The 23472-nt window shown below is 50.3% G+C and carries 18 protein-coding genes, 2 tRNA genes and 1 pseudogene; 18 read left to right on the forward strand and 3 right to left on the reverse strand.

Translation table 11 applies throughout. From position 1 onward, the window contains the following. Positions 1–99: 99 nt before the first annotated feature. From BOW52_RS03500 to BOW52_RS03510, 4 genes and pseudogenes are all read left to right on the forward strand, one after another. A pseudogene (locus tag BOW52_RS03500) lies at positions 100–273 on the forward strand (tyrosine-type recombinase/integrase); the annotation flags it as partial. A gap of 55 nt (positions 274–328) precedes the next feature. Continuing rightward, complete coding sequence (locus tag BOW52_RS17665) at positions 329–454, forward strand: hypothetical protein (RefSeq protein ID WP_269087627.1); 126 nt, start codon at positions 329–331, stop codon at positions 452–454. 85 nt (positions 455–539) lie between these two features. Continuing rightward, positions 540–1283: a HEAT repeat domain-containing protein gene (locus BOW52_RS03505; RefSeq protein ID WP_135621993.1), complete on the forward strand. Its 744-nt coding sequence runs from the start codon at positions 540–542 to the stop codon at positions 1281–1283. A gap of 45 nt (positions 1284–1328) precedes the next feature. Further along, a complete protein-coding gene (locus BOW52_RS03510) occupies positions 1329–1601 on the forward strand; it encodes a hypothetical protein (protein WP_078482706.1) in 273 nt (90 codons plus the stop codon). Between the two features lie 143 nt (positions 1602–1744). Here BOW52_RS03510 and BOW52_RS03515 read toward each other — a convergent pair whose 3' ends face one another. Then, positions 1745–3085 (reverse strand): acyltransferase family protein, encoded by a 1341-nt coding sequence (locus tag BOW52_RS03515; protein ID WP_135621995.1) that lies wholly within the window; start codon positions 3083–3085, stop codon positions 1745–1747. Beyond that, on the reverse strand, positions 3040–3732 hold the full coding sequence (locus BOW52_RS03520) for an acyltransferase family protein (RefSeq protein WP_078482708.1): 693 nt from the start codon (positions 3730–3732) through the stop codon (positions 3040–3042). Before BOW52_RS03520 ends, BOW52_RS03515 begins: the two co-directional genes overlap by 46 nt. An 865-nt stretch (positions 3733–4597) precedes the next feature. Between BOW52_RS03520 and BOW52_RS03525 the strand changes: the two genes are divergently transcribed. Genes BOW52_RS03525 through thpR form a run of 3 tightly spaced genes read left to right on the forward strand, consistent with a single transcriptional unit; the run spans position 4598 to position 5945 of the window. Next, entirely contained in the window at positions 4598–4906 is a 309-nt protein-coding gene (locus BOW52_RS03525) for a PilZ domain-containing protein (protein ID WP_078482709.1), read from the forward strand. A gap of 42 nt (positions 4907–4948) precedes the next feature. Continuing rightward, entirely contained in the window at positions 4949–5434 is a 486-nt protein-coding gene (locus BOW52_RS03530; RefSeq protein ID WP_078482710.1) for a CinA family protein, read from the forward strand. Next, positions 5412–5945, forward strand: a complete 534-nt coding sequence (gene thpR, locus BOW52_RS03535) for an RNA 2',3'-cyclic phosphodiesterase (RefSeq protein WP_078482711.1) — start codon at positions 5412–5414, stop codon at positions 5943–5945. Before BOW52_RS03530 ends, thpR begins: the two co-directional genes overlap by 23 nt. Positions 5946–6005: 60 nt before the next feature. Here thpR and BOW52_RS03540 read toward each other — a convergent pair whose 3' ends face one another. After that, the gene (locus BOW52_RS03540; RefSeq protein ID WP_078482754.1) at positions 6006–6908 is read right to left on the reverse strand and encodes a WYL domain-containing protein; all 903 of its coding nucleotides are present in this window, start codon (positions 6906–6908) and stop codon (positions 6006–6008) included. Between the two features lie 183 nt (positions 6909–7091). Here BOW52_RS03540 and recA point away from each other — a divergent pair, with 183 nt between their 5' ends. The 11 genes from recA to BOW52_RS03595 all read left to right on the forward strand — a co-directional run bounded on the left by recA (position 7092) and on the right by BOW52_RS03595 (position 23360). Continuing rightward, positions 7092–8132: a recombinase RecA gene (gene recA / locus BOW52_RS03545; protein WP_078482712.1), complete on the forward strand. Its 1041-nt coding sequence runs from the start codon at positions 7092–7094 to the stop codon at positions 8130–8132. Positions 8133–8265: 133 nt separating this feature from the next. Then, a complete protein-coding gene (locus BOW52_RS03550; RefSeq protein ID WP_236725626.1) occupies positions 8266–8742 on the forward strand; it encodes a regulatory protein RecX in 477 nt (158 codons plus the stop codon). A gap of 46 nt (positions 8743–8788) precedes the next feature. Beyond that, positions 8789–11422, forward strand: a complete 2634-nt coding sequence (alaS, locus tag BOW52_RS03555; protein ID WP_078482713.1) for an alanine--tRNA ligase — start codon at positions 8789–8791, stop codon at positions 11420–11422. 68 nt (positions 11423–11490) lie between these two features. After that, positions 11491–12714 carry an aspartate kinase gene (locus tag BOW52_RS03560; protein WP_078482714.1) on the forward strand — a complete coding sequence of 408 codons (1224 nt, stop codon included), beginning with the start codon at positions 11491–11493 and terminating at the stop codon, positions 12712–12714. Between the two features lie 158 nt (positions 12715–12872). Beyond that, positions 12873–13055: a carbon storage regulator CsrA gene (gene csrA / locus BOW52_RS03565; protein WP_078482715.1), complete on the forward strand. Its 183-nt coding sequence runs from the start codon at positions 12873–12875 to the stop codon at positions 13053–13055. Positions 13056–13184: 129 nt separating this feature from the next. Beyond that, a tRNA-Ser gene (locus BOW52_RS03570) sits at positions 13185–13274 on the forward strand. A 196-nt stretch (positions 13275–13470) separates the two neighbouring features. After that, positions 13471–13547, forward strand: a tRNA-Arg gene (locus BOW52_RS03575). 203 nt (positions 13548–13750) lie between these two features. After that, positions 13751–14290: a 7TMR-DISMED2 domain-containing protein gene (locus BOW52_RS03580; RefSeq protein ID WP_078482716.1), complete on the forward strand. Its 540-nt coding sequence runs from the start codon at positions 13751–13753 to the stop codon at positions 14288–14290. Between the two features lie 119 nt (positions 14291–14409). Beyond that, on the forward strand, positions 14410–15672 hold the full coding sequence (locus BOW52_RS03585) for a sensor histidine kinase (protein ID WP_172840108.1): 1263 nt from the start codon (positions 14410–14412) through the stop codon (positions 15670–15672). Positions 15673–15694: 22 nt separating this feature from the next. Then, complete coding sequence (locus tag BOW52_RS03590; RefSeq protein ID WP_078482718.1) at positions 15695–16372, forward strand: response regulator transcription factor; 678 nt, start codon at positions 15695–15697, stop codon at positions 16370–16372. A gap of 355 nt (positions 16373–16727) precedes the next feature. Beyond that, positions 16728–23360 carry a beta strand repeat-containing protein gene (locus BOW52_RS03595; RefSeq protein ID WP_172840110.1) on the forward strand — a complete coding sequence of 2211 codons (6633 nt, stop codon included), beginning with the start codon at positions 16728–16730 and terminating at the stop codon, positions 23358–23360. Positions 23361–23472: the final 112 nt, after the last annotated feature.

The following is a 23472-nucleotide window of genomic DNA, read 5'->3' on the forward strand; positions in this document are numbered from 1 at the left end:
GGGGCGCCGTAGGCATAAACGGTCGCGTTAAGTATTTGCCGCTTGCTTGGGCTTGGATGCCCAAAACAAGCTTCCGCAAAAATAGCGACTCCCCGGTTAGAATATGGGACTCATTCATTGAGAAGAACAAAGGTATCCCTACTTTATCGAAAAACCAAGAATCTCAGAGCAATTCAGTTGCTTCTTGGACATAAAAGTCTTGAAAGTACAGTCAAGTATCTTGGTATAGAAGTAGACGATGCTCTAGAAATGTCTGAGAACATGGAAATCTAGCAAAATATGGCTGGCATTTAATGTCAGCCTTAGTGAACATAATAAGGCGTATCCATTGGAAAAAGAAAAAATTAAATCGTTATTTAATTTAGGTGAAGCCAAACGATCTAAAGATTGGCCTGATTACCTACTTTCGCTGACCGCCATGGATAGCGAAGCGAAGGCGGTTAGTCCGCGATAGTCGACGCCGTCTGCCTATTCGTAGTTGAGAGCGAGAGCGAACGACGAACGGTCGCGTTAAGTTTTTGCTGTTTGCTTGGGCTTGGATGCCCAAAACAAACTCTCGCAAAAATAGCGACTCCCCTAATGGGCTGTCTGATATTGATGTGCCAGAACTAATTAATTTGGTACTCAATAAAGATTTACAAAACGCTAGTGGCAAAAGTAACGATGTGTGGGGCCCTTTGCATAGTTGGCGGGCATTAGGTCAAATTGGTAGTCCCGATGCTGTTGAGCCATTGCTTTCGATGTTTGATTATTTGGAAAATGATGATTGGGCACTAGAAGAGTTACCTATTGTGATGGGTATGCTTGGCGAAGCCTCTCTAAATGCCTTATCAGAATATTTAAGGCAAGCAACTCATAAAGAATTTGCTCGGGCTATGGCTGCTGATGGAATTAAAGAAGTTGCCATGAAGCACTCAGATTCGAGAGAGCAATCTGTCAGTATCTTGATTGATTATTTAAAAGAACCAGATTCAGAGGCTCGCCTCCTAAATGCCATGGTAGTAAGCTCTTTGATTGATCTTGACGCAAAAGAAGCAATCGGAACTATTCGGGGTATATATGAAGCAGGACTTGCTGACCTTGTGCATTGTGGTGATATTGAAGATGTTGAGCTTGAGTTAGGCCTAAGAGAAAGCCGTTCAACCCCAAGACCGGATCTTTTTTCACCACAAACTGAATATACGCCTGTAATATCTCATGAAAGTAATAAAACTAAAATAGGTCGAAATGATCAATGCCCGTGTGGAAGTGGCAAAAAATATAAAAAATGTTGTCTTCATTGAAATAAAGATATTTATATAAAATTTGTATAACGGTAAAATTGAGTGATGAGCGAAAATCAACAGTTAGAAGTATCACCTTTATCGCAGACCATCTCCAGCGGAGGTCGTACTGTTAATGTCGAAATTTATAGATTTGAAGGTGAGTCCTCATGGGTTCTTGAGGTAGAAGATGAATTTAATAATTCAACTGTTTGGGACGACACTTTTGAAAATGATTCAGCAGCCCTAACTGAGGTTAAGAAAACAATTTTAGCTGAAGGAATAGATTCATTGATTGGACCAAAGGATGGGAGAGGTGAATGGAAAAATGAGAGCTAAAGAGGCTCTTTATGCTGAAAAGTGGTAGTTAAGAATTAAAGTCTTTGGTCAGCTGTTGGCAATAAGCGGACATTGACTAGTCAAACCTTCTACCAGGTATCAATTAGCTAATAGATGATTTTAATCAAGCGACAAGTTCAGACTTAAGTACGGCCAAGAAGGTTTTCAAGTTCTGAAATCAGAATAGGCATAATTCGAGTAACACCAAAGTCGCTCAGATGATCATCATCAGTGTATAACGCCTTTAGCCCATCTGCCACATCACACTGTGATTGATCACAAAGCAATTCATGGGGATAGACCACACTTACTCCTGATTTACTTTCAAACTCTTTCATTGCGGCGATAACTTGTGATTGGCGTTGATCAAACTGCGAACGCGATACTAACGGCATCTTTAAATCCAGGTGATATGTCCGTGTGAGCATATTTGGTACATCAAATTCAATTTCAGGTGTTGGCCCGATAATCAATACTTTTGCACCTGTTTCCCTAATCTGCGCGACTGTGCGATGTAGAGCCGCCTTAAATGTAATTGGTTTGCCATCATTTAAATAATCAAACAAATCTTTACTCAAGAGAGAGTTATCTCCTGGAGATGGTACTGATGAAGCAAGTGATGCCCAGCGCGCTGCCAATATTATCGTTTTAGCAGCCCCTTGTTGTAACTGCGTAGAAAGGTAGTCTACTAGTTCCGAGCATTGCTTGCGATTTTTTGCTTTACTAGTAAACACCCCGAATAGTGGTTGGCAATCAGCCATTCCATAGTAAGTACTGGAGAGATTTATATCATGAGAATTTTTACTTAGCAGCTTGTAGTACATCCTCGCGTGAGAATCACCCCATAGTAAATAATCCACAGGTTCAGGCATATCATAATAGCTACAAATATTTGCTTTACGCAGGTGTTCAGTATTCGGTTTTTTTAAGCAGGTCAGATCATCCTTTTTTACTTGTCCAAGTAAAGCATTAACAGATAAAGCCTCTGGTTTTATACGAGAGGGTATTCCATTTGTTTGAATACCATAAATCGCTACCGAAAATATGCTAATGCCAGCTATAGAAAGATAAATTTTAACTTTGCTCCATGTGATTTGGCTTTGCTTCTGACGTAATGGTTGTTCTATGTACCTCCAACTTAATGTTGAAAGTATGATTGCAGTTAACAAAACCAATAACATTTCAGGGAGTTCAAGGTTACGTCCAAGGTAAAGGGTAGGAAATACGATTAAAGGCCAATGAAATAGATAAAGTGAGTAAGAAATTTTACCGATATATATCATCGGTTTTAATGTTAATAGTTTGTAAATTAAGCCATTGCTAGAAGACGTAGAGATTATTACAAGAGCGGTGGCAAATACAGGAATTAGTGCTGCAAAGCCAGGGAATAACGTTGTATCATCTAGAAAAACTACAGAAACAAAAATGCCGATTAAACCTAATCCACCAAATAACTTTTTAGTGGAAATGACTTCGAATTCCAATGTGATTCTGTTAGTGCCAGTAACCCTCCAATCGATATCTCCCAAAAACGTGCTATTGGCAAATAAAAGGCATCATGGAGTCCACCTCTATAATAGATCTCATACAGGTTGTAACTAAAGGTAAGTGCAATAACAATTAATAGGGTATTGCGAACACGGCTTAAAACACCAACCTTTTTCGGCTTTAAAAATAAAAGTGGTACTAGTAAATAAAACTGCTCTTCAACACCTAGTGACCATGTATGCAGAAGTGGTATTGTGTTTGCTGCTGCAGAAAAATAATTTCCAGCATTGTCGTTAAAATAAAAATTCGATACTGAAAAAAGTGCTGCAATAGCACTTTTTGACATTTCTATATATTCTTTTGGAGTTAAAATCCATAAACCTGCTACTAAACAAAGCAGAATAACCAAGATCAAAGGAGGTAGTGTTCGCCGAATACGTCTCTCGTAGAATAAGCGCACGGAAAATGTGTTTTCATTAAGTTCATTTAAAATTGAACGAAAAATCACATACCCTGAAATCACAAAAAACACATCTACGCCAACGTATCCGCCAGAGAATAGTTGTAAACCAAGATGGTGAAAAAAAACAGCCATAACAGCAATGGCGCGTAATCCATCAATTTCTTTTCGATAAGCAAGCATAAATAAACAATTCTTAAGTAATTAGAGCGAACTTCGGCAGATATTTAGGCTGAAGAGGTTTTAACAAACTAGTATATGGATTGATTATAGGGGGAATTTTCATTTAGCGAAATTTCATTGGAATACATTATCTTCGACATTTTGATTCCGGTTCTACCTCTCGTCATCGGCTGTTCAGCATTCTGGCCCTGAGTGACGGCAAAGATTTCAAAGCTGCCAGTCATAACTATCGAGCTATGTCGGCTAATTCCGATTTTCTTACCTAATTTTGAATCTGTTATTTCGTCAGCTGTATACACATAGCAGACATTGCCTTATTTTCAAATTGCTTCCGGATTTATAAATTCTCAGCTGTTATTAAGAAGCTCAATAGAGTCCGCTATCAACAAAATCAACTAGAGTAGAAGTCTGTAACATAGTGGAGTGGGCCTTATGCGTTAAAAGGGATGTTTTAGAACTTTAGTGTAGAAAATGGTGTAGTAAGTGTATTTATTTATCATTAACTAATTGATTTTAAAAGAGTTTAATGCCTATGTATCATTGGGGTGTGTTTGGGTTTTTCCGTGTTCTTGCTCATGAACAGTGTCTGATTATTGTTGGTGTGAGATGAGGCCATACTCTACCAAGTTGGTAGCGTTCAACATAGCGCCACGGCCATGCTGTCTTGAGGGTTATGGAAGGGTGTGTTGTGCAACCATAATCGAGTCAAATATTAGTGATTGATTAAATGGTTGTAGTTGTATCCATGCGCATATGTTGTGTTTGCTCCTAAATATTGGCCCAGTATATTGTGGTTTGAAGGTTTCTTCTTGCATCTGCCGAAATAGTCTGATAACTAGTGCACAGTTACTTCTGGAGGTACACAATGCTGGTTGATCAAAGTGAATTGGGTGAGAAGCGCGATTTCCTCCGTATGACGGTCGATTGTAAGGTCTCGTTTACCGAGCTTGAGTCGGGGACGAGTAGTGAAGGGCGGGCGCTTAATCTGAGTGGCCGGGGTGTGCTGTTCCGTTCCGATAAGGAGCTGAAACTCGGTTCGCAGCTCGATCTGCATGTAATCCCCGACGGCTCCGCAGTGCCGCCGCTCAATGCAAAGGTTGAGGTGGTTCGTGTTGAGATGATGGAAGCGGAAAAGAGCTACGAGATCGGTGCCCTGATTCTGGAGATGCGCTAGTCGCGTGCTGCAGAACTGCCTCCTTGGCCGGGTAATCACAGAGTGATTAATAAAACGGTCGAGACGGCGGCGGAGTTGCTCTCCGCGCGAGGTTTACGACTGGCTACGGCGGAGTCGTGTACCGGCGGTTGGGTCGCCAAGCTAATGACCGATCTGCCAGGTAGTACGGCCTGGTTTGAGCGCGGGTTTGTAACCTACAGTAATGAGGCCAAGCAGGAGATGCTTGGTGTGGCTGCTACGACACTAGAGCGGCACGGTGCCGTCAGTGAAGAGACGGTAGTCGAGATGGCAGAGGGGGCGTGTCGCAACAGTCACGCCGATGTGGCTCTCGCCATCAGTGGTATCGCCGGTCCCGGCGGTGCGGTTCCCGGAAAACCTGTCGGTACGGTCTGTTTTGCCTGGCTGGGTCGAGGGTGGACAACGGTAGTGCGCAGTATGCTATTTGAGGGTGATCGCGATGCGGTCAGGTCGCAGGCAGTAGAGCTGGCCCTGTCGGGGCTGATCGATGTGCTCAACACCAACGAATAGAACCAAGCGTCTCTTCTTCGCTCTCTGGCCTGAGCCTAAGTTGCGTGCGCTCCTCTTTAAGCAGGGGCGCAGGTGGCTGCATGAACATGGCAAACAGGTCCGATCTGAAAACCTCCATATCACGCTCTCTTTTCTAGGTAATGTGCCGCTCGATGATATCGATTGTCTCTGTACAGCTGCAGATGGTGTAAAGACACCGCCGTTTGAGCTGGAGCTGGACAGGGTGGGGCAGTTTCAACGAGCGCGTGTCGCCTGGATCGGTTGCACTGTTACGCCTGAGCCACTCACGTTATTGGTTCAGACTTTGAATAGAGCGTTGGCTGCCTGTGGCAATAAGATCGACCCGCGTCCCTACCATCCCCATATGACCCTGGCACGCAAGATTCGTGATCCGATCGAACCGATCCAGTTTCACCCATTCCGCTGGTCTGTTGACCGCTTTGTTCTGATCGAATCGGTCACCCACTCTGAAGGGGTGGAGTACCGGGTGATGAGGTGGTGGGGTCTGTAAAAAAGGTGGCAGGTTGCAGAAAAATAGCGTGAATGGCCGATAATCCCCTGTTGTCTACTTTTATCTAAAAGCCCACTCTGCAAACGGTTCTACCTCGTCGCGATTGGCGACTATCAGCTGATAGGCGTCGGGATTGAGTGAGCTGTCGTGGCTGGTGTCGACCGAGAGCTGCTGCAGCAGGTAGCCGAGTAGGGCGCGTCGCACCTCAATGGTAATGATTCCATCCTCCGCGCCGTAGTCGATTAGCAGGCTCTGGCGTTTCTTCTCGCTCAGTCCTGGGTGGGGCGTGAGTAGTAGGGTGATCGACTCTGCCCAATCCTCATCGTACTGAGCATCCGACTCCGCCTCCTCGTCGAGGAGTTGGGCGGCGGTGATTCGAGAGAGTACGAAGTCACGGAAATCGAAGCTCTGTTCACTATAGGCGCGGATGTGCCAGCGCAGCCCGTTATGGCAGAGCGCGTGCGGTTCGATGATGCGAACTGGGTCGTGGTCGCTGTCGGAGAGTGAGCGGTAGGTGATGCCGACCTTTCGTCTCTGCGCCACGGCACGTAACACCTCGGCGGTGATGGTTCTGTGTGGAAGTCTGGCGGGAATCGGCAGTCTCTCGGCGGGAATGCTGAAGATCGAACTATCACCATAGGGGCCGTTCATGCTGGTCAGGTTGGCGGCGATCATCGGTAATACCGCTTCCGGGGAGAGATCGGAGACGATCGCTGTGAAGTTTGGTCCCGGCACATAACCGAACAGTGCCTGTTTGTAGATCAGGTTCTCTGGAGCGAGGCGGCCATAGAGGCTGATGTCCTTGGTGGCGGCGGGATCGGAAATACCAAAAGCCCTGGCGACATCGTTTCGTGTCAGAACGCCGCAATAAAAAACCATGATTTCAATGTATTGAAGTCGCTGACGGGTATTCCACTTTAGTTCGGAGAGTTGCTCTTCAACACTTTTTACAGGTTTAGCCATGGGCCAAAACTCCATCTATATGGTTGTTATGATTGTTGAGGGGAGATTACATATATATCGAGAGAAAGTAAAACATACGTAGGTAATAAAAAATATTGACATACAAAAATATATCGTCTAGGTTTCATCTCAAGCATGCAGATGCGAACCGTTAAACGAATTTGAAACTATGGAGATGACACCGTGGATGATCAGAAGAAAAAAGCACTAGCAGCCGCTCTGGGTCAGATTGAGAAGCAGTTTGGTAAAGGCTCAGTCATGCGTATGGGTGATGAGAGCACCATTCGTAATATCGAGGCGATCTCGACCGGTTCGCTGGGGCTCGATGTGGCGCTCGGTATAGGTGGTCTGCCCAAGGGGCGTGTGGTTGAGATCTACGGTCCTGAATCTTCGGGTAAAACGACTCTGACCCTGCAAGTGATTGCTGAGGCGCAGAAGGTTGGTGGCACCTGTGCCTTCGTCGATGCTGAGCATGCACTCGATCCGCAGTACGCCGAGAAGCTGGGTGTGAATGTTGATGATCTGCTGGTTTCTCAGCCCGATACGGGTGAGCAGGCGCTTGAAATCACCGATATGCTGGTCCGCTCCAGTGCGGTTGATGTGGTCGTCGTCGACTCGGTGGCGGCATTGACGCCTAAGGCTGAGATCGAGGGCGATATGGGTGACTCACACGTTGGCCTGCAGGCACGACTGATGAGTCAGGCGCTGCGTAAGCTGACCGCTAATATCAAACGCTCCAATACACTGGTGATTTTCATCAACCAGATTCGCATGAAGATCGGTGTGATGTTCGGTTCACCTGAGACCACTACCGGTGGTAACGCGCTCAAATTCTACTCCTCGGTACGTCTCGATATTCGCCGCATCGGTGCGATCAAGAGGGGTGACGAGGTGGTTGGTAACGAGACACGCGTTAAGGTCGTGAAGAACAAGGTCGCGCCCCCCTTCAAACAGACCGAGTTCGATATCCTCTACGGTCAGGGTATCTCGCGAGAGGGTGAAATCATCGATATGGGTGTGAAACTCGATATCGTCGACAAGGCGGGCGCCTGGTACAGCTATAACGGTGATCGAATCGGTCAGGGTAAGGACAATGTGCGTAACTTCCTCAAGGAGAACGCCGATATGGCGGCCGATATCGAGGGACGCATTCGCGCTGAACTACTTCCTGACGTGGTAGCAGGTGATGCACAGGAAGAGCCGCTGGAGGCTGCAGAGGGATAATTGATCCGAGCACGACTCACGAGAATGGGTCGCAGTAGTGCAGCGAGGCCGAAATCCAACAAATTTCGGTCTCGCTATCCCCTTTTTCCCACCTTTTGATTAAACTACCCGATTTCGTCGATGGGCTACTGTTTTGGCAAAGCGTGAAACGGGCTGCCAGACCGAGAGTGAGGTCTACGCTACGGCGGTTGGTCTGCTTGCGCGGCGTGAACACTCGCAGCGCGAACTTGAGACCAAACTGAAGACGCGCGGTGTGATGCCCGAGCTGATTGAATCGGTCTTAAACCGTCTTGTCGATGAGCGTTTACAGAGCGATGAACGCTTCGCTGAGGCCTATCTGCGGCAACGAAGTGGCAAAGGTTACGGCCCCAGACGTATCGTCGCTGAGCTGCGTGAACGGGGTGTCGACGATGCGCTGGTCTCTGCGCAGTTTCGAGAGGCCGTGGCGCAGGGTGAGATCGACTGGTACGAACGTGCCGCTTCGGTCTATAGCAAAAAATTTGGTGATCGACCGATCGAAGATATGAAGGAGCGGGCAAAACGGATGCGCTTCCTTCAATATCGCGGTTTTGATCACGACCATATAGCGGTGGTGCTGGAGGGCGAATAGTCGCTCCCAGTGTTTGATTCAAACGATTGATGAGTTGGAAATCTGAATGAACAGCAGTGCAGATATTCGCCAGGCCTTTCTCGACTTTTTTGCCGATAAGGAGCATCAGGTTGTCGCTTCCAGCCCATTGGTGCCAGGAAACGATCCGACACTGCTCTTTACCAATGCCGGTATGGTCCAGTTCAAGGATGTATTCACCGGGCAGGACAAACGTTCCTATGCGCGCGCCACCTCGGTGCAGCGCTGCGTGCGTGCCGGCGGCAAGCATAACGATCTCGAGAACGTCGGTTATACCGCTCGTCACCACACTTTCTTTGAAATGCTCGGCAACTTCAGTTTCGGTGACTACTTCAAGCGCGACGCGATTCAGCACGCCTGGCAGTTCCTCACCGAGACCTGTGGCCTGCCGGCGGAAAAGCTCTGGGTTACTGTCTACGAAGAGGATCAGGAGGCGGCCGATATCTGGCTCAACGAGCTGAAGGTCTCCCCTGATCGTTTTACCCGCATCGGTGATAAACCGGGTGGCAAGCCGCACGAAAGCGACAACTTCTGGTCGATGGGCGATACCGGTCCCTGTGGTCCCTGCACCGAGATCTTCTTCGATCACGGTGCCGATGTGGCTGGTGGTCCCCCCGGCACCCCGGAAGAGGATGGTGATCGTTATATCGAGATCTGGAATCTGGTCTTCATGCAGTTTGACCGTAACAAGGCGGGCGAGATGACGCCGCTAACAAAACCTTCCGTCGATACCGGTATGGGGCTGGAGCGTCTTGCGGCGGTGATGCAAAAGGTCCACAGCAACTACGAAATCGATCTGTTCCAGAGCCTGATCAAGGCGGTGGCCAAGCTGACCGCGACCGATGATCTGGAAAACGATTCACTCAAGGTCATTGCAGACCATATTCGCTCCTGCGCCTTCCTCGTCGTTGATGGAGTGATACCTTCCAATGAAGGGCGTGGTTATGTACTGCGCCGCATTATCCGTCGGGCACTGCGCCACGGTCACAAGCTGGGTAAAAATGATCCCTTCTTCTATGCGCTGGTTGCACCGCTGGTGGCCGAGATGGGCGAGGCCTATCCCGAGCTAAGTAAACTGCAGACACGTGTCGAGCAGGTGCTGCAACAGGAAGAGGAGCGTTTTGCTGAGACCCTCGATAAGGGGATGCGTATCTTTGAAGAGCGCACTGCTGATCTGGCCAAAGGTGCGACGATTGCGGGTGATGTGCTGTTCCTGCTCTACGATACCTACGGCTTCCCGGTCGATCTGACCGCCGATATCGCACGTGAGCGTGGGCTAGGTGCCGATATGGAGGGTTTCGATGCTGCCATGGGTGAGCAGCGCGACCGCGCTCGTGCCGCCAGCCACTTCGAGATCGATGAAGGGATGGCCGAGCTTGCCGATGCAAGCAGTGAGTTTGTCGGTTACGACGGCCTAAGCAATCAATCAACAATAACCGCCATCTACCGTGACGGCCAGGCGGTCGAGACGCTCAACGGTGGTGAGAAGGGAATGGTGATTCTCGACGCGACCCCCTTTTACGGTGAGTCGGGTGGTCAGATTGGTGATGCCGGTCTGCTCAGTGGCACCGACGGTACTTGTTTCGAGGTCCAAGATACGCAGAAACAGGGCAGCGCCTTTATCCATATCGGTGTGGTCCGTGAGGGTGGAGCGCTGAGTGTGGGTGCTGAGGTGAACGGTGAGGTTGATGCCGATCTTCGTAGCGCTATCGCCTGTCACCATTCGGCGACTCATCTGCTGCACTCGGCGCTGCGTGAGGTGCTGGGTGAACATGTGCAGCAGAAGGGCTCGCTGGTCACGGCTGAGCGGCTCCGTTTCGATATCTCCCACTTCGAGGCGATCAAGCCCGAGGAGCTGGTGGCGATCGAGAAAATGGTCAACGACAAAATTCGTGAAAACCTGAGTGTTGATACTCGCATCATGGCGATTGATGATGCCCGTGAGGCGGGTGCGATGGCGCTCTTTGGTGAGAAGTATGGTGATGAGGTTCGCGTGCTCTCGATGGGCGAGTTCTCGGTTGAGCTCTGTGGCGGTACCCACATTTCACGGACCGGTGATATTGGTCTGCTGAAGATCGTCTCCGAGGGTGGTGTCGCGGCAGGCGTACGCCGCGTTGAAGCGGTGGCGGGTGCCGAGGCGCTGAGCTGGATCGATGCCAACGAATCACGGCTTAGCTCAATTGCCGAGATGTTGAAGGGGAGTCGTGAGGATGTTGATGGACGCGTTCAGCAGCTACTCGAGCGTAGTCGCAAACTGGAGAAGGAGCTGGAGCAGCTGAAAGGCAAGCTTGCCTCAAGTCAGGGCTCCGATCTTGCCGAGCAGGCGGTCGATGTCGCTGGTATCAAGGTGCTAGCGGCGCGTCTCGATGGTGCAGATCCGAAGGGGCTGCGCGATACCGTCGACCAGCTAAAGAACAAGCTGGGTACGGCAGCCGTGCTGCTGGCAGCGGTTAACGGCGATAAGATTTCGCTGGTTGCTGGTGTCTCCAACGATACAACCGATCGCCTCAAGGCGGGTGATCTGTTGAAGATGGTTGCTGAGCAGGTGGGAGGCAAGGGTGGTGGTCGACCTGATATGGCTCAGGGTGGCGGCAGCCAGCCGGAGAATCTCGATCAGGCGATCGCCTCTGTAATGGCTTGGGTTAGCGAGCAGCTGGCATAGATAAGCGCCCCGTACGGCAAAGCCCTATTTAACTAATTTGTGAAACGCTTTTTCATTGGGATAAGTGTATGAGTTTGATTGTGCAGAAATATGGGGGTACCTCTGTTGGTACCACCGAGCGGATCGGCAATGTAGCCGACAAGGTAGCCGGTTGGCGTGACAAGGGGAACGACGTCGTTGTAGTTGTCTCCGCCATGAGTGGCGAGACCAATCGCCTGATCGGTCTGGCGAGTGATATCACCGATAAGCCCAGTCCACGTGAGATGGATGTGCTGGTCTCCACAGGCGAGCAGGTGACCATTGCACTGCTCTGCATGGCGCTGGAGCAGCGTGGTTATCCTGCGCGCTCCTATACTGGCTCTCAGGTCCATATCCTGACTGATAGCTCCTTCAGCAAGGCGCGTATTCTCGATATCGATAATCAGAACGTGCAGAAGGATCTATCCGCTGGTCGTGTTGTGGTAGTGGCCGGTTTTCAGGGTGTCGATGAGCACGGCAGTATCACCACCCTCGGACGAGGTGGTTCCGATACTACTGCCGTAGCGCTGGCTGCTGCGCTGAAGGCCGATGAGTGCCAGATCTATACCGATGTCGATGGGGTTTACACCACCGACCCGCGTGTCGTTAGTGATGCACGTCGTCTGAACAAGATTACCTTTGAAGAGATGCTGGAGATGGCCAGTCTCGGTTCGAAGGTGCTGCAGATACGCGCCGTTGAGTTTGCCGGAAAATATAACGTACCACTTCGCGTGCTCTCCTCATTTGAAGAGGGTGAAGGCACGCTGATTAGCTATGAGGATGAAGAGATGGAAGATGCACTGATCTCAGGTATCGCCTTCAATCGCGACGAGGCCAAGCTTACCATACTGGGTGTGCCCGATCAGCCAGGTGTTGCTCACAAGATTCTGGGGCCAATTTCAGAGGCCAACGTCGAGGTCGATATGATCGTGCAGAACATCGCCGAGGATTCGACCACTGACTTTACCTTTACCGTACATCGTAACGACTACGATAAGGCGCTCGATATTCTCAAGCAGAGTGCCGATGAGCTCGGTGCGCGTGAGGTAAATGGTGATAACAAGATCATCAAGATTTCGCTGGTCGGTGTCGGTATGCGTTCGCATGCCGGTATCGCCAGCAAGATGTTTGAGACCCTGGCTGGAGAGGGGATCAATATCCGCATGATCTCTACCTCAGAGATCAAGATCTCTGTGGTGGTAGATGAGAAGTACCTCGAACTAGGTGTGCGAGCCCTGCATGAGGCGTTCGAGCTGGAGAAAAGCCCACAGTAGCTGTAGTGGAACTGTTTATAGCAGGACTGCCCGACTATAATGGCAACAAATAATAAAGATAATTACATTTTGCGATACTGGATTGTCTTGTGACTCTGTGGGATGCAGAGCAGTAAGGAAGCAATTCAGGATGATGAGACAAGGCAAGGAGATAAATAATGCTGATTCTAACGCGTAGGGTTGGTGAAACCCTCATGGTTGGTGATGAAGTTACTGTGACCGTACTTGGAGTTAAGGGTAATCAGGTCCGAATTGGTGTTAACGCACCTAAAGATGTAGCCGTTCACCGCGAAGAGATCTACGAGCGTATTAAACGCGAGAAAGAGACCGAATCGTTCTAAACCGTTTCGCGAAGTAGTAAACCAAAATAAACCCCATGATCTTCGATCATGGGGTTTATTTATTGGTGCGACGCAGGTATTCTACTGCCTGCTCAAAACGAGGGGGTTAAGGCCTCCGAGTGACGAGAAGGAGAGCTGGCCGAGTGGCTGAAGGCGCACCCCTGCTAAGGGTGTATAGGGGAAACTCTATCGAGGGTTCGAATCCCTCGCTCTCCGCCATTTTCCTATCTGTTGTTGATGTTTGACGGCAGATAACCGTCAAGATTGTACTTCGAATCCTTCGAATATATAGGAGGTTTCGATAGAGGGTGGAAACCCTCTGAACGAATGAACTGAGAGAGCCGAAAATTCTTCACTCTCAGTCATTTATCTTGACAGCAGCAGGCTAGATCTTCATAATCTGCTGCTCTAAAAAGCGCCCGTAGCTCAGCTGGATAGAGTACCTGGCTACGAACCAGGCGGTCGCACGTTCGAATCGTGCCGGGCGCACCATATTGGAAAGACCAAACAGGCAGTTACCGTATTTCGGTACTGCCTGTTTTTTTTTGCCCAGTCCTATGGGCAATTTGCCATGTAAAATTTCTGGTTATATGTTCAATTGTCAAAATTCGTAAAGGCAATCTAGTTTTACCTGTCTTGGATTAGGCAAGCGCAGGATTTTCCAGCGTGATGCGGGATTATTAATACTGAATTTGATGAAAAAGATTCTCATATATCTGATCTTTCTCTGCTGCTTTGGACTCACTGCGACCGTGTGGGGCAGCGAGCTTGTCTCATCGCGCGGAGTTATTGAGGATCGTTTCGGTACGATGTCAATCAATGAAGTCGCGAAGGCTGATTTCAAGCCAATGGGTGATTTCTTGTCTAAGGGCTTTAGCGAATCGGTGCACTGGATTCGATTCGTTGTAACGCCAGATAAGACAGGCGAGCTGCTGGTACGTATCAACCCGACCATTCTGGATCAGGTCGTCCTCTATGAACCAGACCCTGCTTCAGTTAATGGTTGGAAAACTCAGGTGCTGGGTGATCGCAGTTACACAGATGACTACGATTTTACGATGGTGGCGCTGGAGTTCGTGGTTAATCCTAGCGCGCCTGAGACGGTCTATTATCTTCGTCTGCAAACTACCAGCTCTTCGTTTATGTTGCTCGATGTTCATCAGCCAGCGGATGCACGAAACCTTGATTATAGATTTGTCCTGTTTCAGGCACTGTATGCAGGGCTCTTACGCTGACCGCCATGGATAGCGAAGCGAAGGCGGTTAGTCAGCGATAGTCGACGCCGTCTGCATATTCGTAGTTGAGAGCGCGAGCGAACGACGAAGAAGCAAAAATAGCGACTCCCCGATTGTGGTTGTTGTTTTGGGCGGTCAGTGACTATGTTGCGGGTCGCCAGAGAGTGGTGGCCTGGTTTGTTCTCTATCAGAGTTGTTACATCCTCTATCATCTCGCTATTACAGGGCGTCTAGTACCAATAATTGGCTTCATACCCAGTGGTGCAACCGATGTGGTTACGAACTATCTGGTCTGTATCATGCCGTTGACTGCCTTGATGTTTCACCGAACGATGTTTGCTGACTATGCACCGTCGAAACCGGCGTTGCGTGCGCTCGATCTCTTGGCGGTATTAATCCTGATCGAATTAGGGATCATGTTCTATGGCAATACACAAATGGCTCTCCATGTTAACGCCCTGGTGAAGCTGCTGTTCGTACCACTGTTTCTATATCTGGCCTTTAGTGCAAAACGTGAGGCCGTTCCCAAGATAGCTACATTGAGGCTTTTTTATATTCTTATTGCCGTTGCACAGCTCGATGAGCAACTGATCTTGCTGGGCTGGATTGAACCTCAAAAGATATATCTTCTCGTGCTGCTGTTTCAGGGTATTGTGACCTCCGGTTTGATGTTTAGTCTGCTGCATAGCCGCTCAAAAGAGATGATGCGCGCAAGCGAACAGGCACAGCAGAGTTTGAGAATGAGCCAACAACAGCTCGAAATCGAGAAGCGACAGCGCAGAGAGCAGAGTCGTTTTATGGATATGCTCAATCATGAACTCAAGACACCGCTCTCCGTGATTCGTATGGCGATGGGGATGGAGCAGCAGTCCGAGCCGATCAAGCAGCATGCGATACAGGCGACTATGGATATCGATGCCATTATTGAACGCTGTCTGCAGGCGGATCAGATGGAACAGAGACAGCTGGTACCTAAACGTCAGCTATGTGACATCAATTCGATGCTTGTTGAGTTTGAACGTAACGGCACACATCAGATTTCGCTTCAGTCGTCGCCACTCCCCAGGATAAACAGCGATCCTCAGCTGTTGAATATTGTGCTTGGCAATCTGATCGGTAATGCCATCAAATATAGGGATGTGGATATTCCCGTTCAGCTTGATGCACAACCCCATGAATATCAGGGAAGAGAGGGAGTGTTGCTAGGTATTACCAATGTTCCTGGGGTAGCAGGGATGCCCGATCCCGAGCAGGTGTTTGAAAAGTACTACCGAAATCAGGCTGCTCACGGAAATACGGGCTCAGGTATCGGTCTCTATCTGGTGAGAAACATTGTTGGCTTGCTGGATGGCTGGATGGCTGGGTGCGATACAGACCGTTAGAAACAGAGGTAAGGTTCGAGCTATGGCTGCCAGTCTGAATATTGTCGTGGTGGAAGATCACGATGCACTGCGTGAGGTCACGGTTGAGGCTTTGCGAGGCATGGGTTACGGCGTGCAGGGAGTGGACTGTGCTGAGGCCCTGAGTGATGAGTTAAAGAGCCTCTCGGTTGATTTGATGGTGATCGATCTCAATCTTCCTGGTGAAGATGGGATTAGCCTTGCTCAATGCGTCCGTGCGGTGCAGCCCGAGGTTGGGATCATCATGGTTACCTCTCGGGGCCAGGTTAACGACAAGCTGCTCGGTTACGAGTCGGGCGCTGATATCTATCTGACCAAGCCCACCTCGGTTGAAGAGCTTGGTGCCGCGGTGAAGGCGCTGGCACGCCGGCTGAAATCAGGAATTCAGCATGATTTTGTATTGGATAGCACCACGTTACTACTGCAAGGACCTGACCACAGTGTGAATCTGTCATCAAAAGAGGCCATGATAATTTGTGCCTTCGCTCGTGCATTAGAACACCGTCTGGCGTACTGGCAGCTGATGGAACTTTCTAAGAGCGATAGCATCTCCAAGAGTACACTAGAGGTCCAAATCGTTCGCCTGCGAAAAAAGCTTTTGCAGGCCGGTACTCCAAATCAGCCCATTAAGGCCATTCGCAACGAGGGCTATCAGCTTTGCATCGACATAGCGGTTATTTAGGCCGCTACCCCCCCCCCTTCTGTTCTAACCCGTTCCCGCCGTAGGGATTCGTAGGGTTTCTTTTTTCTCTCTTGTTAATCTCTTGAGTAGTGAGTCTATATAGGTGATTTCCCCCGGATTAGAGGGGGAGGGCTGGTCGTTACTAGATCCTGCTGGCGATAGGCGTAGCCCATTTAAGCCTCATAAATAGAGTGCCACCTTGTGATGGCGCATAGCGATTTTCTCAGGAATATCTTCGGTTGTTAACCAGAAATTGGACTCTGTCGGCAGCATGGCGGTTTGCGTAACTGATCGGCGCTATCTCAGGACAGTGGTTAGCAATAGAGGATTCTCTACCAGTATAGAAGAGAGTGTTATGACCAGAACGCCCGTTCATTTTATAAATGCCATTACCCTGTTGCTGCTGTTGATCGTCTCTACACAACTGTGCGCGGCGACGACGGGCCTGCCGTTTACGGAAGATTTCTCAGCTGCCACTCTTAATGACACCAGCTTAAGCAATGCCCACTGGTCAACGACTGAGCAGACCGTCTATCTGGCCTGGCGCGAGCGTCAGATCGGGCTGCCAGACGATACCGAAACAGGCACGGTTATCGATAGTGATGTGAACTTCACGACAAGGGTCACCCTTGGTGATGTTGATGGTGATGGTGACCTGGATCTGGTGGCCGGTAATACATCAGCCAATCTTCTCTATCTGAATGATGGTAGTGCGGGTTTTCCGCTTTCTGGGTCGGCCATTGGTAGTGAGGCCGACACGACCTGGCAGGTTCACCTGATTGATATTGATGGTGATGGTGACCTGGACCTGTTGACCGCCAATTATAATGCAACGAACAAACTCTATTTTAATGATGGCAGTGGAGTCTTTTCTGCCACCGGCGTCGATATCGGCTCAGATACTGATAGCACCCGAGATATCGCCCTGGGTGATGTTAACGGCGACGGCAAGCTTGACCTTGTCTCGGGCAACATGGGTCGAACTCATAAGCTCTATTTGGGTGATGGTAGCGGTGGTTTTTCGGCTACGGGTGTGGCGATTGGTAGCGAGACCGAGGATACATTAAGCGTTCGCCTGGGTGATCTCGATGGTGATGGAGATCTGGATCTGGTTGTGGGCAATCAGAGACAGGTTAACCGTCGCTATTTAAATGACGGTAGCGGGGGGTTCCCGGCCACAGGGACCGTGATTGGTAGCGAGGATGAGTTAACCTACGACACCCTCCTCGGTGATGTTGACAGTGATGGTGACCTCGATTTTCTCTCACTCGGTTATGAGGGTAATCGCCTCTATCTGAATGATGGTAGTGGTGGTTTCCCCTCTAACGGTGCACCCATTAGTAGCGACACCTATAAAAACACACTAGAGGGGGTCTTAATCGATCTCGATTATGATGGCGACCTTGATCTGGTGGTGGCTAATGTTGGTGCGAGAAATAAATATTATCTAAATGACGGAAGTGGCGTTTTTTCTGAAAGCACGGATATCGGTTCTGAATCGGATATTACTTACTCTCTCAGCATGGGCGACCTGAATGGTGATGGTGCGCTCGATATGGTGACGGGAAGACAGTCCGCCACCAACAAACTCTATATGAGTAGCAGTAGCTCGACTGGCGGTGGCTTTGATGCCAGCGGAACCGTGATCGGATCTGAGGTAGAGAAGAACTGGGATGTCTCTCTCGGTGATGTGGACGGTGATGGGGATCTGGATGTGATAGTCGCGGTTCAAAGCGCCACCAATAAACTCTACCTCAATGACGGCTCTGGTGGCTTCACCACTGGCACTGGAACCTCTATCGGCACAGAGAGTGATATCACCTATGCGGTTGAGCTGGGTGACATTGATGGGGATGGCGATCTTGATCTGGTAACCGGAACTGCACCAGGCATCAATAAGCTCTACCTCAATAACGGTAGTGGCAGTTTCTCTGCCACGGGCACAGCTATCGGCTCAGAGACCGATAACACTCGAGCTGTCGCACTGGCCGATCTCGATAACGATGGTGATCTGGACGTCGTTGCTGGTAACGCGGGCGATACCCACAAGTACTATCTCAATGATGGCAGCGGTGGCTTTCCGGCAACAGGCACTGACATCGGTTCGGATACAGATACCACCTGGGAGATTGCACTGGCGGATCTCAATGGAGACGGTTTCCCCGATCTGGTCGCGGGCAACTTTCAAGAGCGTAACAAGCTCTACCTGAATGACGGTAGCGGTGGGTTTACCACTGGCGCAGGTACGGATGTCGGTTCCGATCTGGGCGAGACCTACGATGTAACCCTGAGCGATGTCGATGAGGATGGTGACCTGGATTTGATCTCGGGTGATGCCAATCAGATCATTAAGCTCTACCTCAATGATGGCTCTGGTGGTTTTACCACCGGTGCCGGAACCGCCATCGGATCAGAGACCGATAACACCACCGCCGTAGAGGTTGCCGATATCAATGGCGATGGCCATATCGACCTGGTCGCCGGTGCGCATGGAAATGTCAGTAAATTCTACCTGGGCGATGGGTCGGGTGGCTTTTCAGCAACCGGCACCCAACTCGGCTCAAATCGAGATGCCACCTTTGCCATCATTCTGGGTGATCTGGATGGCGATGGCGACTTCGACATGGTGAATGCCAGCGATGGCAACACGCACAAACTCTATATGAACAACAGCGGCGATGGCTTCTCTATCAGTACGGCTATCGGCTCTGAGACGGAGAGCAGTTACAAGGCGGCGCTAGGTGATGTGGATGGGGATGGTGATCTGGATCTCATCATCGGCAACTACAACCAGACCAACAGACTCTATCTCAATGACGGCAGTGGCGGATATCCTGCAACGGGTAGTGCTATCGGCTCATCCGATACAGACAGCACCCGAGCGATTAAGCTGGGTGATGTTGATGGTGATAGTGACCTCGATCTGGTCGTAGGAAACCAGAACCAGACCAACAAGCTCTACCTCAATGATGGCAGCGGAGGTTTTCCCTCCAGTGGTAGAGACATCGGCTCAGAGACGAACTACACCTCCGGTATAGAGCTGACCGATATTGATCAAGACGGTGATCTGGATGTGGTGGCCGGTAATAACGGTCAGACCAGCAAGTTCTACCTCAATAATGGCAGCGGTCTCTTTAGTGCAACGGGAAGTGACATCGGATCGGAGACCAATCCTACCTGGAGCATTGCCGTTGGCGACCTGAATGGCGATAACTACCCGGATGTGGTGACGGGCGTCGGTAACCAGACCAATCGACTCTATCTGAACAACGGTAGTGGCGGTTTTCCCGCGACGGGCACCGCCATCGATACCGATAGCGATAACACCACCACGATTGCGCTCGGTGATGTAGATGGTGATAACGACCTCGATCTGGTTTCCGGCTCCTATGGCGGTATCAATAAGCTCTATCGTAATAACGGTAGCGGTCTCTTCAATGCGAGTGGCGTGGCTATCGGCATTGACGCCGATCAGCACTGGGATCTGGTGCTGGGCGATCTCGATAGGGATGGTGATCTCGATCTGGTGACCGGTAATCCATCAGGGAGCAACAGACTCTATTGGAATAACGGTAGCGGTAGCTTTAGTGTTTCAGGTGAAGCTATCGGTTCGGAAACGGATGACACAAGAGGCATGGCACTTGGCGATGTTGATGGCAATGGTTATCTCGACCTGATTGCCGCCAACTATAATGTGACCAATAAGCTCTATCTTCAGACCAAGCAGTACCAACTCTCGGGGCTGGCGGTATCGAAAAAGGTCAATGACAGTGAAACGGACATCTTGACGGTTCGTCTGTCAGCGACGGAGACAAGCAGCGCAGACACCTCGATCGACTACTACCTATCTAATAATGGCGGTACAAACTGGTACAAGGTCATCTCCGGGGAGTTCTTCACCTTCCCCGATACCGGTACGGATGACCTGCGCTGGAAGGCCAAGCTACAAACGCTCTCGGCAGCGCGTTCCCCTGCGTTGAGTCAGATTGCACTGCAGCCCTTCAATACGGCACCGATGCTGGGAGGCACCTTTACTACCGCTGGTACTGTCAACGACAACGCTACAACATCACCATTCAGTGGCGTGACGATAGCCGATATTGAATCCAATGATGTCAGTGTCGCGATTGGCTATAGTGCTGCCAACGGCACCTTGAGCGGCACAGGACTGAGCGGAAGTGCGGGTGGCTATATCCTAGGGAGTACGGATCTCACTACGTTGACCAGCCGCCTGCAGGCGCTGATCTTTACACCCACCACCGATCAGGTGATTACGGGTAATAGTGTCATTACAACCTTCACCCTGACACCCAATGATGGCACGGTTAATGGTAGCGCTAATGCGACAACCAAGGTTTCTGCTACCTCCGTGAATAAGACTCCGACTGGTGGCGTGACAATCAGCGGCAAACCCACTCAATTCCAAATCCTACGTGCCAGTAATGACCTGGCGGACGTTGATGGTCTTGGCGGGATTGGCTATCAGTGGAAGCGTGGGGGGAGTGTGATCGAGGGTGCGACCAGTGATAGTTACCCGCTGCAGCAGGCGGATGTGGGGCAAACCATGACGGTAACGGCGAGTTATCGTGACCTGGAAAATACGGACGAGAGTGTCACTAGTAGTGCGACCAGTACCGTGGTCAATGTCAATGATGCACCGATCAACACAGTGCTGCCGATTATCAGCGGCACGGTAGAGGTCGGCAACACTATCAGCAGTAGTAGCGGTAGTTGGAGTGATGCTGACGGGGACGGCCGGGTTTACAGCTATCAATGGAGGGCCGATGGCACGAATATCGGTACAGACAGCAACAGTTACACGCTGACCGGCATTGAGGCACATAAGTCCATCAGCGTGGTGGTTACTGCAAATGACAGCAAGGGTGGCATTACCAGTGCGACTTCTGTTGCCCGAACTGTCGGCAATGTCGCGCCAACCATTAGTGGTAATCCGGCCACAAAGGTAGGTGATGATGTTGATTACAGTTTTATTCCTACGGTCAATGATAATGATGGCGACAAACTCACCTTCAGCATCGTGAACAAACCTGCCTGGGCGAACTTTGATACTAGCTCTGGCGCGTTGTTCGGTACCCCGGATAGCAGTGATATAGGCACTACGAGGGGGGTCGTGATTAGTGTCAGTGATGGCGAGTTTGAGAGTAGCCTGTCGGCCTTTAAGGTATGGGTCTTTGCCGACATGGACAATGACAACATCTCCGATAGGATCGATAGTGATATTGATGGGGATGGGATAGAAAATGACTGGGAGAGCGACAACGGTCTCGACCCTTATGATCCCAGTGATGCGGCGGGTGATCTGGACGGTGATGGGTTAAGTAACCTCGAGGAGTTTATCGCTGAGACCAATCCTGCCGTGGATGATAATCCGCCACTGGTTACAGCACCGGATGATGTGATGGTTGATGCCACAGGGCTTCTCACCCCGGTGAGTCTGGGTAGTGCTATTGCCATAGATGGGATGGATGGCAACCTGACGGTTACCTCAGATGCACCCAGCCACTTCAAACCAGGAGTGCATCTGGTGACCTGGAGCGCGACGGATAGTGCGGGTAATAGTGGCTCTGCCATTCAGATGGTGATGGTTAATCCCATGGTTGATTTCAGCAAGGATCAGCTCACTGCTGAGGGGAGCAGCGTTACCTTTAACGTGATTCTCAACGGCGAAGCGGCAAACTACCCGGTCATCGTACCCTATAGCGTGGGCGGTAGTGCTGCTACCGATGGGAGTGACCACTCTCTGATCAGTGCCACTGCCACTCTGGAAGAGGGAACGGAGTTAGCGGTGAGTTTCGCCACCATCGATGATGGTGCCGGCGAGGGTGTAGAAAATATTGTCGTTACCATGGGCAGTCCAACAAATGCGGTGAAGGGGAGTATGACTACCCACACCATTAGCCTGGTTGAGGGCAACGTCGCACCAATAGTCACACTGAGCGCGAATCAGGGTTTTGGGGATACACGTACCGTTATTAGTGGAGGGGGGGTTGTTAGCCTTATAAGTAGTGTTAGCGATCCCAATATTGGTGACACACACAGTTATAACTGGGTAGCCAGTGACAATGCGCTCGTCGATGGCGATGGCGATAGCGAAGCGGATACCTTTAGCTTCGATCCCTCCGGATTGAGTAGAGGGATCTATACCGTAGCGCTGGATGTTAGCGATGGCAGTGCGAGTGATGCGACCGAGATAACGCTGAATATTGTAGCGGCAGCACCGCGTCTTGATCAGAGCGATAGTGACGGTGATGGTATCGATGATGAGAGTGAGGGCTACGGAGATAGTGATGGTGACGGTGTTGCAGACTATCTGGATGCGATATCGATTCCCAATGTACTGCAGGAGCAGAGCGGTGAAGCGGCTAGTTATCTGATTGAGACGGAACCGGGTTTGCGATTGAGCCTGGGTGCGATCGCATTCCAAACCGGCAACGGTCAGGCGGAGGTCAATATGGAGGATGTCAGCAACGGTGGTGGCGACACTGATGATAGCCCCGAGTATGACTACACCTCCGAGCTGTTCGATTTTATCGTCTCCGAGCTGCCCGTTGCAGGCCAGTCGATCAAGGTGGTCATTCCTCAGTTTGTAACGATTCCTGCCAATGCGGTCTACAGAAAATGGATGCCAGGGGGGTGGCAGGCGTTTGTAGAAGAGGGCAGTAATGGCCTTGCCTCGGCCGTAGGTGAAGCGGGCTTCTGCCCGCCTCCAGGTGATAGTGCCTACCAGAGTGGCCTTAACGAGGGGCACTGGTGCGTGGAGCTGACTATTGAGGATGGTGGACCTAATGATGCCGATAGCGAGGCAAATAATAGTGTGGTCGACCCCGGTGGAGTAGCGCAGCAGCTGGCTATCAATGAGGGCAGTAGTAGTGGCGGCGGTGCTCTTCATCCGCTGTGGCTGCTGCTGGGTCTGACTGGACTGTCGTCTCTAATGGCCAGGAGAAAGGGAAGGGGGGAGTGGGTTTAGCATGAGGGCTACCCTGGAGCCTTCAATCTCGTGGTTGATGCAGGCCTGAATGCTTTTGGATCTTGATAGTCGCTATGCCATACGGCGAGATAGTAAAAAATGTAGTGTTGGG

Origin of the sequence: Solemya pervernicosa gill symbiont (assembly GCF_002020875.1) — a bacterium.
Taxonomy (GTDB): domain Bacteria; phylum Pseudomonadota; class Gammaproteobacteria.

Bases quoted from the DNA above. Each gene is read 5' to 3' on its own strand.
- BOW52_RS03520 (WP_078482708.1), bottom strand. From the start codon at position 3,732: ATGCTTGCTTATCGAAAAGAAATTGATGGATTACGCGCCATTGCTGTT.
- BOW52_RS03505 (WP_135621993.1), top strand. From the start codon at position 540: ATGCCCAAAACAAACTCTCGCAAAAATAGCGACTCCCCTAATGGGCTG.
- BOW52_RS03590 (WP_078482718.1), top strand. From the start codon at position 15,695: ATGGCTGCCAGTCTGAATATTGTCGTGGTGGAAGATCACGATGCACTG.
- BOW52_RS03560 (WP_078482714.1), top strand. From the start codon at position 11,491: ATGAGTTTGATTGTGCAGAAATATGGGGGTACCTCTGTTGGTACCACC.
- BOW52_RS03510 (WP_078482706.1), top strand. From the start codon at position 1,329: ATGAGCGAAAATCAACAGTTAGAAGTATCACCTTTATCGCAGACCATC.
- BOW52_RS03540 (WP_078482754.1), bottom strand. From the start codon at position 6,908: ATGGCTAAACCTGTAAAAAGTGTTGAAGAGCAACTCTCCGAACTAAAG.
- BOW52_RS03525 (WP_078482709.1), top strand. From the start codon at position 4,598: ATGCTGGTTGATCAAAGTGAATTGGGTGAGAAGCGCGATTTCCTCCGT.
- BOW52_RS03595 (WP_172840110.1), top strand. From the start codon at position 16,728: ATGACCAGAACGCCCGTTCATTTTATAAATGCCATTACCCTGTTGCTG.
- BOW52_RS03580 (WP_078482716.1), top strand. From the start codon at position 13,751: ATGAAAAAGATTCTCATATATCTGATCTTTCTCTGCTGCTTTGGACTC.
- thpR (WP_078482711.1), top strand. From the start codon at position 5,412: ATGTGCTCAACACCAACGAATAGAACCAAGCGTCTCTTCTTCGCTCTC.
- csrA (WP_078482715.1), top strand. From the start codon at position 12,873: ATGCTGATTCTAACGCGTAGGGTTGGTGAAACCCTCATGGTTGGTGAT.
- alaS (WP_078482713.1), top strand. From the start codon at position 8,789: ATGAACAGCAGTGCAGATATTCGCCAGGCCTTTCTCGACTTTTTTGCC.